17 protein-coding genes are annotated in these 14,974 nt (G+C 57.1%); 9 read left to right on the plus strand and 8 right to left on the minus strand.

The genetic code is table 11. The features are described from left to right. Positions 1-104: 104 nt before the first annotated feature. On the plus strand, positions 105-1,481 hold the full coding sequence (locus AZE99_RS01570) for a vanadium-dependent haloperoxidase (RefSeq protein ID WP_156472048.1): 1,377 nt from the start codon (positions 105-107) through the stop codon (positions 1,479-1,481). Then, a complete protein-coding gene (locus tag AZE99_RS01575; RefSeq protein ID WP_156472050.1) occupies positions 1,482-2,501 on the plus strand; it encodes a hypothetical protein in 1,020 nt (339 codons plus the stop codon). It begins immediately after the preceding gene. Positions 2,502-2,510: 9 nt separating this feature from the next. Here the strand turns inward: AZE99_RS01575 and AZE99_RS01580 are convergent, their stop codons facing one another. Both AZE99_RS01580 and AZE99_RS01585 read right to left on the minus strand, forming a co-directional pair. Next, on the minus strand, positions 2,511-3,260 hold the full coding sequence (locus AZE99_RS01580) for a LytR/AlgR family response regulator transcription factor (RefSeq protein ID WP_067197446.1): 750 nt from the start codon (positions 3,258-3,260) through the stop codon (positions 2,511-2,513). Further along, positions 3,257-4,390, minus strand: coding sequence for a sensor histidine kinase (locus AZE99_RS01585; RefSeq protein WP_067197449.1), 1,134 nt, complete (start codon positions 4,388-4,390; stop codon positions 3,257-3,259). The genes AZE99_RS01580 and AZE99_RS01585 overlap by 4 nt, the downstream gene beginning before the upstream one ends. 235 nt (positions 4,391-4,625) lie before the next feature. On the opposite strand from AZE99_RS01585, the gene AZE99_RS01590 reads away from it, so the two are divergent. Next, complete coding sequence (locus AZE99_RS01590) at positions 4,626-5,177, plus strand: hypothetical protein (RefSeq protein ID WP_067197451.1); 552 nt, start codon at positions 4,626-4,628, stop codon at positions 5,175-5,177. A 10-nt stretch (positions 5,178-5,187) separates the two neighbouring features. Here AZE99_RS01590 and AZE99_RS01595 read toward each other — a convergent pair whose 3' ends face one another. Then, a complete protein-coding gene (locus AZE99_RS01595) occupies positions 5,188-6,087 on the minus strand; it encodes a metal-dependent hydrolase (RefSeq protein ID WP_067197455.1) in 900 nt (299 codons plus the stop codon). 67 nt (positions 6,088-6,154) lie between these two features. Between AZE99_RS01595 and AZE99_RS01600 the strand changes: the two genes are divergently transcribed. Further along, positions 6,155-6,751 (plus strand): TetR/AcrR family transcriptional regulator, encoded by a 597-nt coding sequence (locus AZE99_RS01600; RefSeq protein WP_067197457.1) that lies wholly within the window; start codon positions 6,155-6,157, stop codon positions 6,749-6,751. A gap of 15 nt (positions 6,752-6,766) precedes the next feature. Here AZE99_RS01600 and AZE99_RS01605 read toward each other — a convergent pair whose 3' ends face one another. Continuing rightward, a complete protein-coding gene (locus tag AZE99_RS01605) occupies positions 6,767-7,207 on the minus strand; it encodes a VOC family protein (RefSeq protein WP_067197459.1) in 441 nt (146 codons plus the stop codon). Then, positions 7,197-7,886 carry a hypothetical protein gene (locus AZE99_RS01610; RefSeq protein ID WP_067197461.1) on the minus strand — a complete coding sequence of 230 codons (690 nt, stop codon included), beginning with the start codon at positions 7,884-7,886 and terminating at the stop codon, positions 7,197-7,199. The genes AZE99_RS01605 and AZE99_RS01610 overlap by 11 nt, the downstream gene beginning before the upstream one ends. A 96-nt stretch (positions 7,887-7,982) precedes the next feature. Between AZE99_RS01610 and lnt the strand changes: the two genes are divergently transcribed. From lnt to AZE99_RS01630, 4 genes are all read left to right on the plus strand, one after another. Continuing rightward, on the plus strand, positions 7,983-9,509 hold the full coding sequence (gene lnt, locus AZE99_RS01615; protein ID WP_067197464.1) for an apolipoprotein N-acyltransferase: 1,527 nt from the start codon (positions 7,983-7,985) through the stop codon (positions 9,507-9,509). 68 nt (positions 9,510-9,577) lie between these two features. Next, entirely contained in the window at positions 9,578-10,789 is a 1,212-nt protein-coding gene (gene metK / locus AZE99_RS01620; RefSeq protein ID WP_067197467.1) for a methionine adenosyltransferase, read from the plus strand. 31 nt (positions 10,790-10,820) lie between these two features. Then, positions 10,821-11,516 (plus strand): tRNA (guanine(46)-N(7))-methyltransferase TrmB, encoded by a 696-nt coding sequence (trmB, locus tag AZE99_RS01625; RefSeq protein WP_067197470.1) that lies wholly within the window; start codon positions 10,821-10,823, stop codon positions 11,514-11,516. Between the two features lie 202 nt (positions 11,517-11,718). Next, positions 11,719-12,681, plus strand: a complete 963-nt coding sequence (locus AZE99_RS01630) for a metal-dependent hydrolase (RefSeq protein WP_082788186.1) — start codon at positions 11,719-11,721, stop codon at positions 12,679-12,681. 9 nt (positions 12,682-12,690) lie between these two features. Here AZE99_RS01630 and AZE99_RS01635 read toward each other — a convergent pair whose 3' ends face one another. The 3 genes from AZE99_RS01635 to rplU form a co-directional block, all read right to left on the minus strand. Then, the gene (locus tag AZE99_RS01635) at positions 12,691-13,242 is read right to left on the minus strand and encodes a GNAT family N-acetyltransferase (protein ID WP_067197473.1); all 552 of its coding nucleotides are present in this window, start codon (positions 13,240-13,242) and stop codon (positions 12,691-12,693) included. A gap of 197 nt (positions 13,243-13,439) precedes the next feature. Then, entirely contained in the window at positions 13,440-13,709 is a 270-nt protein-coding gene (rpmA, locus tag AZE99_RS01640; protein ID WP_067197476.1) for a 50S ribosomal protein L27, read from the minus strand. 3 nt (positions 13,710-13,712) lie between these two features. Beyond that, positions 13,713-14,228, minus strand: a complete 516-nt coding sequence (gene rplU / locus AZE99_RS01645) for a 50S ribosomal protein L21 (protein ID WP_067197479.1) — start codon at positions 14,226-14,228, stop codon at positions 13,713-13,715. 218 nt (positions 14,229-14,446) lie between these two features. Between rplU and AZE99_RS01650 the strand changes: the two genes are divergently transcribed. Further along, complete coding sequence (locus AZE99_RS01650) at positions 14,447-14,962, plus strand: hypothetical protein (RefSeq protein ID WP_067197481.1); 516 nt, start codon at positions 14,447-14,449, stop codon at positions 14,960-14,962. Positions 14,963-14,974: the final 12 nt, after the last annotated feature.

A 14,974-nucleotide genomic window follows, 5' to 3' on the forward strand; every position in this document is an offset into this window, starting at 1 on the left:
CCGAGCCGCTCTTAACAATTTATTGGTGGTTTACCATTAGGCGATGCGCATATTTGTCGTTTGTGTCTGACCAGGATGACGACGTGGTTGTTCAGGGGGGGACAATGAAATTTTCGCGACGTAGCTTCATGGCTGGCGCCGGGATCGCGGGCTTGGCGGGCTTGACGGGTTGCACGGGAAGCTTTGGCTCGGCAAATTCTTATCTGACGCCAATATTGCGGCCGCAATATCACAATATTGTAACCCACTGGTGTGATGTTCTCTTTCAGCAGATCCGCGATCAACGCGTGCCGCCGCCGCGAGCGGCCTATAATCTGGCCATGCCGACCGTTGCCGGTTTCCTCGCCGCGAACGGCATTATGCAGGCCTATGACGATCCCTTTGGCATTGGCCCGGCGCCGCGGGGAGCCGATCCGGCAATGGCTTATGCTGTGGCTTTTGCCACGGCTGCTTCGGAAGTGTTCCAGCAACCCTTTGTCGGAGAACGCAGGGATTTTGCCAATGCTATCCCCGATAGTGAGGCAAAATCGCTCGGGGCTGCCTGGGGCAGGCAGGTCGGTTTGAAAATCGTCAAAATGCGGACACGCGACGGATCGCAACCCAGCAAGGTCAACTATTATCTGAACCGCTACCAGCGACGTCATGACGCGCTGCAATGGACGCCGACCGGACCGCTTTACAGCGCCAAGCCCGGTCCGGCATTCGACAGTTTCTCGCGTCCGCTTTATCCGGGTCACGGACAGATTGAGCCATGGACGATGGGCCGCGTCGAAAATTTCCGCGTCGCTCCCTTTCACGATCCGGCCAGCCCGGAATTCGCCGATGAGTTTGATCAGGTTCGGACTTTGGGCGGGGCTGACAGTCGCGAGCGCACCGCTGACCAGACCGAGATTGCGATGTTCTGGGAAGATGGTCCCTGGGGCATTACTCCACCCGGCCATTATATGCTGATGGCCATACAGGTGCTGCAGGACCGCAACCTGTCGTTCATCGAATGGGCGCGGGCGATGGCGCTGATCGCGATGACCCAGTGCGATGCATCGATCCAGGCCTGGGATACCAAATATAGCCATGACGTCATCCGGCCGGAAACCGCGATCCGGCACCGGGCACCGCAATTCGGCAACCGCGATCCGCGGGTCGTGCGAGAGAAACAGTGGCGCAGCTATATCCCGACGCCGGGTTTCCCATCCTATACATCCGGCCATTCAACCTTCGGCGCGGCGGGTGCCATGATGATTGCGCATATATTGGGCACGGATGCCGTGCGCTTCTCGCACCAGTCGCCCGATCAGGTGCTGTGGCCACAATTGCGCGGTGTCACCCGGCACTGGACGCATCTGAGTCAGGCGGCCGACGAAAATGGCCTGAGCCGTATCTATGGCGGTGTGCACTGGATGCGCGATCATATGGTCGGGATGGACGCCGGCAAGGCGATCGCCAACCACGCCCATGCCAATTATTTCCGGCGGAGGGTCTGAATGAAGAAATCCAGATCTTCCCGCGCTTTGCTACAGTCGGTTGCTGTCGGGGCAATTGTCATGACCGCTGGCTCCGCCCAGGCGCAGATCAGTCTCAACTACGACAATCTTTCTTCCTTTGAAGAGCCTCTGGCTTTTGAAATCGGTGAAGCCACCGTGTTGGTTGGCGGTATCGTCGATGTGCCGGTGAAGCTGACGGTCGATGATAGTGTTTTTGACGGTGATGTGGATGTCAGTGTGGTCACCAATCTCGATATCAATGTCGAGATGCAGCTTGCCAACCGGTGGAATGTCGGGGTCTCCTATTTCGGGCAATATGACGAGAACAGGCGGGACTATGAAGATAATGTAGCCGGTTTTATCCGCACAAGCTGGGGCAGTCTGATCGGCGGCAATGTCAACGGCCTGGTGCGGGAAGCGACAAGGCGCCGGCGTGCGGTTGGCAATTCCAATCTGGTTTTTGATGATTTCTACGGCCGGACAAACCAATGGGGTGGCGGTTACAGCGGGCGCTTTGGCCCGACAACCCTGACCGGGATTGTTGATGGCGACGGTCATTTCGAACTGGGTGCGCAATTTCAGCGGCCGATCGGCAGAAAAGATTATCGCTTTACAACGCGCGTTGCCAAGGCCCGTTATCTTGCTGCCGATGATGTGACGCATTTCGCGACCATCGGAGCGGGTGTCGTCGGCGAATTTGTCTATGGCAGCAGCCTGTTTGATATTGGATTGGGCTATGAGAATCTGCAGGCCGGCACCATCGATATTGATCGCTGGTATGTTTCTGGAGGAGCGCAAACCAAGATTGGCGTGCTTAGCCTGTCCGCTGCCGGCCATTATGGCGAGCTTGACGGTACACCGGAAAGCTCTGCTTCACTGGGTGTCCGCTATGATATCGCCCGCGGTCTGTCGACCAACCTCGGCGTCAATGCTCGCAAGGCCGAGATCGCGCGCGACGGTGTGTCGATAGTCGATGAAGATGAAACCAGCGCGACTGCTTCCGTGCGTTACAGCTTCTAGACGTCCGGACTATTTGCCAGCCAGCTTTTTCGCATCTGCCAGATGGGTGCGGCCGATGCGGATTTCGGTGCCGCATTTGAGGCAGGCCATCCACACGCCGCCACCGTCATGGCGCAAGCCGGCAATCCAGTCACGCCGGACCAGATGCGAACGGTGCAGGCGGATAAATTCTTCGGGGTCGAGCCGCTCTTCAAGGCCGGTGATGGTCTGGTGCAGCAGATAGCTGACGGGGCCGACATGCAGGCGCATATAGTCCCGCTCGGCTTCGACCCGGTCGATTTCCGTGGCCACAATACGGCGCAACTCGGACTTGTAAGGTACCCAGAATTCTTCTGCCCAGGGCGAGTCTTCCGCTTCATCATTGCGCGGTTCCGCAGTCCGCTCCCGGACCCGGGAAATGGCCAGTGTCAGTCGCTCGTTCTCGACTGGCTTCAGCACATAGTCGATCGCTGCCACGTCAAAGGCCTCGACCGCGAAGCGATCAAAGGCGGTGACGAATATGATCGCCGGGGCATCGGCCTTGCCGGACAGGGCGCGTGCGACGTCCAGTCCATCCTTGCCCGGCATCGCGATGTCGAGCAGCAGCAAGTCCGGTTTCAATTGTTCAGTGAGGCGCAGCGCCGCCTCGCCGTCGCTGGCGGTTCCGATCAGATTGATATCCGGTTGCCGGGCGCAGAGCAGTTGCAGCCGTTCGATCGCCAGCGGTTCATCGTCGACGATCAATGTTGTAAGCGGTTTGCGTTCGATTTCTTCGATCATGGGTTGTCCAGCATCAAGGGCAAGGTCAGTTGGGCAATATAGCCACCTTCTGCCGGACGTACAGTCTGCAGACTCGCTTGTCGGCCAAAGCGCGTTTCGAGTCTGTCCCGGACATTCGCAAGCCCGATGCCGCTGCTCTTGCCATCATCGTTCAAATCCACCGGCCGCGGATCGCCATCATCGGCTACCGTCAGGATCAGATTGTCACCATCGGACCGCGCGCTGATCGCAATGGTCACCGGGCGTTTGCTGTGCGCCACGCTATGCTTGATCGCGTTTTCGACCAATGGTTGCAGAATCAATCCGGGCACCAGTACGCCGAGCAGATCGTCGGGAATATTCACCTTTGTCCGGAGCCGCTCGGGGAAGCGCACCGCCTCGATATCGAGGTAGAGATTCTGCAGATGGACCTCTTCCGACAGGGGGACGTCTTCCAACGGATCGCCCGACAGGCTGGTGCGGTAGAATTTCGAAAGGTTGAGGATCATCTCCTCCGCTTCTTCCGGCTGACTGCGCATGACCAGAGTACTCAGGCTGTTGAGCGTGTTGAACAGGAAATGCGGGTTGACCTGATAGCGCAGCGATCGCAATTCTGCATCCTGCGCGGCCTGGGCAAAGCGGGCCGCCTTGCGCTCGATCTGGCGGACTTCCCCGGCATAGCTAAGGGTCAGATAGAGCGAAGCCCAGCTGACCAGGAAGAAGAAGCGGGAAGTGGCATCCTCGGAAATCGCCTTGAGGGCGAGATTGTCTTGGGACATATATTTGCGCATTTCCTCGACATGCGCTTCGTCCCACAGATTTTCCGGATAATAGACATTGAAGACGTAGTGATTGCACCAGGCGATGATGATGGCGCAGGGAATCGCGGCGGCGAAAGCAGTGATAATGCGGGTGGAAAGCGCCTTGTCCTCAAAGCGGCGGAGAAACAGGTAGAGCAGATAGGTGATGCCGATGCCGAAAATCGTCACGACGATGCGGCGCATCGCCATTTCACCCTGCGACGGCCAGTCACCGATCGATGCGCGCAGTGTCAGGACAATCACATAGAAAAGCCAGAATCCGAGTATCGACAGGATGGCAACCTGATGTCCGACCGACGGCTTGTGATTTCCCAGTTCAAATTTTCTCATATATATTCAATTCATGGTTTCAATGCAGCTTAGGGCAATATGGTATCAATTGTCTCTAGGGGAATCGTGCCCGGTCGAACCATGGTTGCGGTTGGTCGAAACTTTCTAAGCAGGGCGCGCAATTTTCCGAATTTGGAAGCCCGGCGGGCAATGAATCTGCTTCTCCTTAACCAATTGCTAACCATGTTTGGCTTTAATGACTGCGTGGCATGAGTCCATGAGGAGTTGCGAAAGCATGACCAAGGAAATACGATCCGTTCCAGGCGCGATGACGCTGGCTGAAATGAAAGAATTTGCGAGCTTCAGCTCTGCTGCCCAGCGCTATATCCGACGCTCACTGGATGTTGGCCTCGAGCGTTCCGATGCCGTTGAAACATGGTCGCGCGACAAGGTTGAAGAAGCGGGGATCAAGGTCCAGATATCATTGTACCGGCGGCTCGCCGACATTCGCAAAGCCATTCCCCAGGATTGCGCGATCGACAATATCGAAGCGTTCATGCCCTCGCTGATTTCGCTCGCTGCCTATGATCTGGGGCAGGGCCGTATCCACAGTTTCCCCGCCTTTCGCTTTCTCTATGAGCGGTTGCTGGGTCCGGATGCGCGTCCGTGGCTGCCCGGAGCCTTTTGTGCAGCGTCGGCGCTACCCCATCTTCACCCGAAAACCCGCAAGGGCTTGCTACAGTCGATCAGCGAAGCCGCTGCAACTGCGCCCGGATGGTCCAATCGCGAACCCAGCTTTTTTCCGGAATGGGTCGACAAGGTCGACATGAGCAAGGCGGCGCATTGACCACTGTTACCTAGGCAGTCGCCGGGCGTCCGGTTAGGGCCGCTTCATATTCGCTTTCGGCGCGCTGGATCAGATGCCGGTCATCTTCGTTCCACGGATGAAATCCGGGCAGGAAGAATTTGATCCACGGGATGATGATCGCCCGCGCTATGCCCGGCTCGACGAGCAGGAACTTCAGCAGTCTGAGCTTTACCCGCCATCCGGTCATGCCGTCCTGCGCGAGCAGATCGAGCGTGTCGTTCCAGCGATTGCCCCAGAAATTTCTGGTAATGACGAGCATCATCAACGCCTTCACTTTCCAGCGTTGCCAGCGGCTCCACTCCCGGGTCGCGTAGAGCCATGTGTCATAGGCGACGCCTTTATGTTCGATCTCTTCCAGTGCGTGCCAGCGCCACAGGTCGGCGGTTTCCTCATCGGAATCTTTCCAGTGCCGGGGATTGGCGAGAAATTGCTGTGCCATGATCGCGGTAAAATGTTCGAGGATCATTGTCGCCGCCAGATTGGTAATCTTGGGCCGGCCCTTGGTCATGCCGAGCGATTCGGTGATGCGCTGTTCGATCCGGCTGGTGTCATAGCCGTTTTCCTCGACCCGGCGATTGAGTGCCAGATGTTCGCGACTGTGGATCACTTCCTGCTGGACGAAGGCGCGGATTTCCTTTTGCAGTTTTGCCGGCGTCTGATCGCGAAATTCTCTCACGCTTTCGATGAAGAATGCTTCGCCGCGCGGGAATGTGAGCGACAGGCAATTGTAGAATGCGGTCGCTACAGGGTCGCCGTTTTGCCAGTATTTGCCGGGTGCATAACCCTCTTCCCGTCCGAAGCGGCGGTCGCGGGGGGTGATTTCATGGCCTGCAGGCGTGGGCGTGCAGATGGGTTTCGGTTCGATGTTGTCGGAGTGGAGCATATTCATCGGATGTTTCCATTATGCGAAATACGGCCTATAGCTAACATGAATGATAATAAGGTTACTTACATAAATGTCAATAGCGAAGCGACGTCTCTCCCCGGAAGAAAGCCGCGGCATGGCGCTGGCAGCAGCCCGCGATTTGCTGATCGAAACAGGACCTCAGTCGGTCACGTTGAAAGCCGTTGCCGGGCGGATTGGCCGCACCCACGCCAATCTTTTGCACCATTTCGGCTCTGCCTCAGGCCTGCAAAAGGCGCTGGCGGCCTATTTGTCCGACGAAGTCTGCGGAATGATCGCGCAAGCGATCCTGAAATCCCGCTCCGGTGAAGGCTGTGCGCGGGATATTGTCGACCTGACTTTTGATGCGTTTGACAAACAGGGTGCTGCAGCGCTCTGGTCCTGGATGATGCTGACCGGCAATGAAGACGCGCTCGACCCGATCGTCGAAGCGATTCACAAGCTGGTCGACGATGTCGGAGAAGGCGGTCACCAGGATCGCGAGATGCACGAAGATACGCTGGCGCTGGTGCTGATGGCATTGGGTGATGCGTTGATCGGTGAGCGCTTGTCCGGATCGCTGGGGCTGGCGCGCAACAGCGCTCGCGACATGGCTGAGCGGCAACTGGAAGATGGCCTGGATCGCTGGGAAAACGAGCAGAACGCTTAAGCTTTCGCAAGCCGGTCAATCTTTGGCGAAAAGCTGATCATCACTGGCGAAGGCCTTGAACTCGAGCGCATTGCCGCTCGGATCATGAAAAAACATTGTTGCCTGTTCGCCGACCTGTCCCTTGAACCGGATTGTCGGCGGGATGACAAAGTGGATAGCGGCTGCGGACAGACGGTCTGCGAGAGCCTGCCATTCGGACATCGTCAGCACGACGCCAAAATGTGGCACCGGAACCTGCTCGCCATCGACCGGATTTACCAAGGGCCGGGCCGCGAAATTCTTGTCGAGATGGGTGACGATCTGATGCCCGTACAGACTGAAATCTATCCAGTGCGGATCGCTGCGACCTTCTTCACAATCGAGCAGGTCGCCGTAGAAACTGCGTGCGGCATCAAGATCATGTACCGGGAAAGCGAGATGGAAGGGTCGCAAAGAGGGGTGGGGGTCAGTGCTCATATTTGCGCTGCTTGTCTTCGGGAGCGGCAAGGGTGAAGCAATGTTCAAAATCCAGATCGGAGCCCTGACCCCGAGATTCTTTCTGCTTGGCATCGGCCAGCATCGCTTCCCGGCCCTGCGTCAATAATATATCGCTTTCCTGACCGCTGAGCCCCTCGGCCCGCATCTTGTCGCGGGCACGGCTGTCGAGCACGGCGGCTAGTGTTTTCAGATCCTGGGCGGTCTTGGACAGGCCTTCGCGGTCGTGGACTTCCTCATAGGCCAGTTGCAGCATCCCGGCGCACTGGGTCAGGTCCGGCTTTGGCTTGGGCGGGACTGCAGCGTCGAGCAGCGGCAGGCAGGTCGCCATTTCACTTCTGACCACCTCGTCCGGATCGGCTGCCTCTTTTCCCAAAGCTTGCTGGGCCGCTACCGCTGCCAGAATTTCTTCCCGGACCTGCTCTCTGCTTCGACCGCTATCGTCCATGATTCGCTGGCCGATCAGCCCGGCATAAGTGGCACCGCGCTCACTGAGCAACGGAAAGTCGAGCGCGCTCTCCACCCCGCGCTCCTGTTCCGAAGCGATGATCGCCAGAACGGCAACACAGGAGAGGTCACGCCGCTGGATTTCGTCGAGCGGCGCGGGTGGACTGGCTGCCGGCTGCGACAGTAGGAGCATCAGGAGTGAAATGAAGTTCATGGACGGGCAATAGCAAGCAAATGCGCGTTCGAGCAATTAGCAATTGAATGGTGATCACGAACACGGCAAAAGCCGCTGGTGTCAAAACTCCATGAAATGATCGCCCGCCATCCCTACGCAATCTCGCTGTTTGCGGGCGGCCTGAGCGCAACCGGCTTCGCGCCGCTGAACCTGTGGCCGCTGACGATATTGATGCTGGCCTTGTGGATGGCGATCGTGATGCAGGCCAAGAGCCGCAAGGCCGCCTTTTTCACCGGCTGGCTGTTCGGCTTGGGCCATTTTGTCATCGGCCTCAACTGGATTGCCAAGGCCTTTACCTTTCAGGCGGCAATGCCGGAGTGGCTGGGCTATGTCGCTGTGGTCCTGCTGTCGCTTTATCTGGCGGTGTTTCCGGCATTGGCAGCCTTGGTCGCCTTCTGGGTTGGCAAGGAGAGACCCGTGACGTTCGTGCTGGCATTGGCGGGAATGTGGATCATCACCGAATGGCTGAGAAGCTGGGTGTTCAGCGGGTTCATCTGGAATCCTCTGGGGGTGATCGCGCTGCCGCTCGGCCAGATGGCGAGTCTCAGCATGTTTGTCGGATCCTATGGTCTTTCCGCGCTCCTGTTTGCCGGAGCCGGTGGTCTGTGGCTGCTATTCCAGAAAAGATGGCAGGCTGCCTTCCCGCTGATGGCCATTTTCGCGGGGCTTTCTTTGATACCGCATCAGGTGAAGCAGATTTCGCCGGAGCAACCTCTGCTCACCGTGGTCCAGCCCAATATCGGTCAGCAGGATAAGTGGCAGGCGGGATATGAGCAGCAGAATCTGGCGAAACTCGCCGAACTGACGCTCCGCGAAGACGACCGACCGCGGATCATTTTCTGGCCGGAAGCGGCAATTCCCGATTATCTCGAGACCGGCTATCCGGCGCGCTATTATTACGGTCGCCCACCGGAATTTGTCCGTCAGCAACTCGGCGGGCTGATGAAGCCCGACGATGTGCTGGTGCTGGGTGCGCTCAAGCTGGAATTTGACGAGGCCGGCGGACGCGCCGTCGGTGCCCGCAACAGCGTCTTTGCGATGGATGCGCAGCATGAGCTGCTCGGGCGCTATGACAAGTCCCATCTGGTTCCTTATGGTGAATATCTGCCGATGCGGCCGTTATTGTCTGCTCTTGGCCTGTCCCGTCTGGCACCGGGAGATTTTGATTTCTGGCCTGGGCCCGGCGCTCGTTCGCTTGATCTCGGTCAATTCGGGAAGGCGGGTCTGCAGGTCTGTTATGAAATCATATTCTCGGGACAGGTTGTCGATCCAGCGAACCGCCCGGATTTCATTTTCAATCCGTCCAATGACGCCTGGTTCGGCAGCTGGGGGCCGCCGCAGCATCTGGCACAAGCACGATTGCGGGCGATCGAAGAAGGGCTGCCGGTGATCCGTTCGACTCCGACTGGCATTTCGGCGGTAATTGACGCGAACGGAACGGTCAGAGCCAGTGTCGCCATGGGACAAGCGGGCCGGATTGACAGCCGACTACCAGAGGCAAAGGCGCCAACGCTGTTCGCCCGTTATGGCAATATCCTGTCCCTCGGTCTGGCGCTGATTTTGCTGTTATCTGCCATTGCCATCCGCGTGCGCGGTCGTTAAAGTAGATATAAACATTCCCTTATGTCCGATGGGTCAGCCTCTTTCTGATCAAAAATCAGGAATTTATTATGCGTTCAGAATTTATTTTTACCTCCGAATCGGTCTCTGAAGGCCATCCTGACAAGGTCTCCGACCAGATATCCGATGCTATTGTTGATCTGTTTCTTTCCAAAGATCCGGAAGCCCGGGTTGCTTGCGAAACCCTGACCACGACTGAACGCGTAATTCTTGCAGGGGAAGTTCGCGGTTCCGGCATGATCGATACGGACGGCAATTGGGCGCCCGGTGCTCAGGAAGAAATCCAGAGCGTCGTCCGCGAAACCGTCAAGAAAATTGGCTATGAACAGGACGGGTTCCACTGGCAGAATTTGACGTTTGAAAATTATCTGCACCCGCAATCGGCGCATATTGCGCAGGGCGTGGACGAAAGCGGTAACAAGGACGAGGGCGCCGGTGACCAAGGGATCATGTTTGGCTATGCCAGCGACGAGACCCCGGACCTGATGCCGGCAACGCTACAATATTCCCACCAGATATTGAAGCAGATGGCCGCCGATCGCCACAGCGGGAAAGCGCCGTTTTTGGAGCCAGACAGCAAGAGTCAGGTTACCCTGCGCTATGTCAACGAAGTACCGGTAGAGGCCGTTGCTCTGGTGGTCTCGACGCAGCACGCACCTGGCTATTTCAAGGACAGCGACAATCCCGCGCTTTACGAAGAATTGCGCGACTATGTGATGGGTGTGTTCCATAAGGTGCTGCCCGAAGGCTTTATCACCGACAAGACTGTGATTCACGTCAACCCGACCGGCCGGTTTGAAATTGGCGGGCCGGATGGTGACGCTGGCCTGACTGGCCGCAAGATCATCGTCGACACTTATGGCGGTGCAAGCCCCCATGGTGGCGGTGCCTTTTCCGGCAAGGACCCAACCAAGGTCGATCGCTCTGCAGCCTATATCACTCGGTATCTGGCGAAAAATGTCGTCGCCGCCGGCTTGGCCAAGCGCTGTGCGATACAACTTTCCTATGCGATCGGCGTTGCCGAGCCATTGTCGATCAATGTTGATTTGCACGGCACCGGTACGGTGAGCGAGGAAAAGCTGGAAGAAATATTGCCGCAGCTGGTGCGTCTGACGCCCAAAGGCATTCGCACCCATCTCGGCCTGAACAAGCCGATCTACTCACCGACCGCCGCTTATGGTCATTTCGGTCGCAAGGCCGAGGGTGATTTCTTCACTTGGGAAAAGATCGATTTGGTAGACGCGCTAAAAGCCGCTATTTGAAGATGATTTTGTCCGCAGATGCTTCCGAGCAATGACAGCATTTAAAGAGGGCGATCCCACCACTATCCGCCAGCTCTATGGGCGGAGGCAGGGCCATGCTTTGCGCGACCAGCAGGTGGAACTGGTCGAAAAGCTGCTGCCGCAAATCGCGGTGCCAACGGAGGGCCCGGTTACGGCAACATCGCTGTTTGGTAGTGATCGTCCGCTGCATTTCGAGATTGGCTTCGGCGCCGGCGAACATCTGGCCGCTCGCGCAGACATGCTGCCCGATCATGCTTTTATCGGTTGCGAACCCTATCTCAATGGCGTGGTTGGAGCGCTGCAGCATATTCGTGACGGTCACCTGGGCAATGTCCGCCTGCATATGGGCAATGCGCTGGATGTGCTGGAGCGAATTCCGGACGGCAGCCTGAGCTTCGTTTATCTGCTGCATCCCGATCCCTGGCCGAAAGCACGGCATGCCAAACGGCGTTTCATGAATCATGGCCCGATCGGCCTGATTGCGCAGAAGCTGAAGCCCGGCGGCGAATTTCGGTTCGGTACCGATCATCCGGTCTATCTGGAATGGGCCTGCATGATCATGAACCAGCGCGATGAATTTGACTGGCTGTGCGAAAGTTCGGAAGACTGGATGATCCGCCCGGGCGGCTGGCCGGAGACGCGTTACGAAGCGAAGGCGCGCCGGCAGGATCATGATGTCTGGTATTTCCGCTACCGCCGCAAATAAGCCAGTTGAACCAAAACCCACCGCACCCGTTCATATTTGAACTTGGCCGATATCCGCCAATGCCGCTGCGAATAACAGATTTTTAACCCTGTATCTTAGGCATGCTTCCCCGCCGATCCTTAACCTTCCTTATCTATTCAGCGCTGAACCAAATCACGGGTCGCGCCGGAATGAATTTGAACTGGGAGGTTCACGAACAGATATGGACATTGCTCCGACTATCGCTGATGCAGCGACCGAATTTAGTGCGCACGAAAAAAGCGCGACACCCGCTGACCTTCATATTCGACCCCGCAACCTGAATTTTGCCAGTGCCGTTATCGAGCGGCGTCGCTGGGTGGGCGGTGACCCTTTTGCTTCCGCCTTTTTCAACGCCCTTTCCGTCACTTTTCCGAAAGGCGAGCTTTTTTTCATCGATTCGCTCAAGAAATTCGTCAACCGGGTGCCGCCAAAGCTGCGTGGTGAGATTCGCTCCTTCATCCAGCAGGAAGCAATTCACAGCCGGGAGCATCATTGCTTCAACGAACATCTGAAAGATTGCGATTTCGATATTAGTCGGCTGGAGCAGACGATTGCCAAGGTCGTGCAGGACATTCGTGCCAGATCGGAATATGACCATCTGGTGGCGACCATGTGTATCGAGCATGTTACAGCAATTCTCGCCGCCGAAGTGATCGGCAATCCGGCGCATCTGGAATATGCGGATGAAGATCAGCGCAACCTCTGGCTATGGCATGCTTCGGAAGAAATTGAGCATAAGGGCGTTGCCTATGATACCTGGCTGCATATGACCAAGGACTGGAATCCTTTGAAATGCTGGTTTGTGCGTTGCAGCTTCATGGCAAAAATCTCGTTTGGTTTTGCAAAAAACCGGACGAGGGGCATTTTGGATATACTGCGACAGGATGGTATTTCCGGACCACGCGCTTGGTTTGGGCTGGCGCATTATGCACTAGTCGGCAAAGCGCCTTTTCGCAGGACATTATGGCCTTTGTTGCAGTTTTTCAAACCCGGCTTCCATCCCTGGGACATTGATGACCGGCCGCTTATAAAGCTTGCCGAGAGCGAATATGAAGCCGCGATCATGGATGAAGCTGATGCCGGATCACAAGAGCCAGCATCTACCGGCAGCCGCCAGGCGGGATTGTTCAAAAAAGTAGCCTGATTCAGGGGATCATGCTGCCAGTGGTCGCATGACCTCGCATTCCTGTTCCTCATCCAGCAGGCAGGAAAACCCTATTGCTCGAGCCTCCCCGTTCCGGCCGCGGCTGAAAATTTCGAAGGTTTGACCGGTTGGCGTGAAACCCAACTTGCGCAGCACGGTTCCCGAGACCGGATTGTCCGCGAAATGGCTGGCGACCAGCCGCCTGTGGCCGAGCGTCCGTGCGTTCTGCAATACCGCCCGACCGGCCTCGGTGGCATAGCCTCGGCCCCAATGCTGGCGGCTAATCCAATAGCCGAGTTCGACATCGCCATTGTCCTGCACATCAATACCGATGCAACCGGCCAGTTGCGGCGAGGCGCTCGTCCGGTTGAAAATCAGCCAGCGGGGGCTGTCAGCATGGGTGGGCAGGGAGAGAAACTTCCGGGCATCGTTCAGCCGATATGGCCAGGGTGCACTCGCAAGGTTGCGAACGATAGCCTCGTCATTGATTGCATTGAATAATGCGCCGGCATCTTCGGGCCAGCCGGGTCTCAGCAATAATCTTGGTGTTACGGCGAACATCGGGACTCTCCATCATCGTAGCGCGACGCCCCTGTCTTGACTGGTTAGCCCGCTAGCAGGCCGCCGTTACAAGACTGTGACGTCACAGCAGGGAGAGACAAAAAAAAGGGAGAGGATGACCCTCTCCCTGAAATTGGTGGTTCTATCGAACCTACCGGGTCATCCCTCTGGAGGATAACCCTTTATCGATTATCCGGTTATTCTGCGGCTTCCGCCATGAGGTCCACGGACACATATTTGCGACCGAGTTTACCCTTGTGGAATTCCACCTTGCCGTCGACGAGCGCGAACAATGTGTGGTCCTTGCCCATGCCGACATTGCGACCCGCATGAGTCTGCGTTCCGCGCTGGCGGATGATGATGTTACCAGCGACAACGGCTTCGCTGCCAAATTTCTTAACGCCCAGACGACGACCTGCTGAGTCGCGCCCGTTGCGGGATGAACCACCTGCTTTTTTATGTGCCATGGTTTAGTCCTCTTTCTTCGCAGCCGGCTTTTTGGCTGCTGGCTTCTTAGCTGGAGCCTTCTTGGCAGCAGCTGGTTTTGATTCGGTTTTCGCAGCAGCTTTTTTCGCTGGTGCTTTTTCGGCCGGAGCCTTTTCAGCCGGTGCAGCCTTGGCTTTCGCGGCAGGCTTCTCTTCGGCTGGAGCAGCTTCCTTTTTAGGGGCCGCTTTCTTTGGCGCCTTGTCAGAGCCGACGGCGCTGATCTTCAGCACGGTGTGATGCTGGCGATGGCCGTTTTTCCGGCGATAATTATGCCGGCGGCGCTTCTTGAAGATAATGACCTTCTCGCCTTTTTCCTGTGCGATGATCTCAGCCGCAACGGTCAGGCCCTTGACGTCCTTTATGTCGTCGCCGTCACCGGCAAGCAAAACGTCATCCAAGGTTATCGAATCACCAGCTTCACCAGCTAATTTTTCGACTGCGATAATATCTCCTGCGGCAACCCGATATTGTTTGCCGCCGGTGCGCACAATTGCGAACATGGCTATTTTTCCGTTTCAAATTTATGGTTCCAGCGCACAAGGCCGTTAACGCGAGTCTCTCGGCTCACGCTGGAAAGAGTGGGCAGCTAACCGATGGCACTGGCGCTGTCAACCAGCTTAAGGCGATTTTGGCTATTCAAGGCGACCCGGCGACGCTCCGCTTCCTGGTTGGAGATTCGCCGTTGCAGACCGGATAAGCCTCTCGTAAAGACAGGGCAATGAAAAAACTCCCTGCTTTGGTGACGATTATCACGGTTACGCTGTCCGGTTGCGCAATGCAGGAGGGCGATTTCCCTTCGCTACAGAAGCGGCCCTATGAAGACGAGTCGGTCATGGACGAAGCGGTAGCCCCTGCTGCCGCCATTTCTTCCCTGTCAGCCGATCTGCAAATCAAGCTGGACGCAGCGGTCGCGCAAAGCCGTGCGGCTCATGACCGGTTCCAGGCCAAGCTGCCGGCCGTCAAAAGCCGAGTCGATGCAGCGCGCGGCGCGGCAGTATCGAGCGAATCATGGGTGGTCGCGCATATGGAGCTGGCCGCGCTCGAGATACAGCGGAGCCCATCGGTCGAGGCGTTGGCCGACATCGATGCAATTTTCAAAGCGCAGATCGAACGCGAAACGGCCGAAGATCAAACCGGCGGAACGACCATCATCGAGAAACAGCGTGATGCTGTGCAGGCGCAGGTGGATCGTCAGCAAGCCGAAATCGAGACCATGAAGAACCGGCTGCGCTGATTCGCGCCGGCC

Source organism: Sphingorhabdus sp. M41 (genome assembly GCF_001586275.1).
Classification (GTDB): domain Bacteria; phylum Pseudomonadota; class Alphaproteobacteria; order Sphingomonadales; family Sphingomonadaceae; genus Parasphingorhabdus.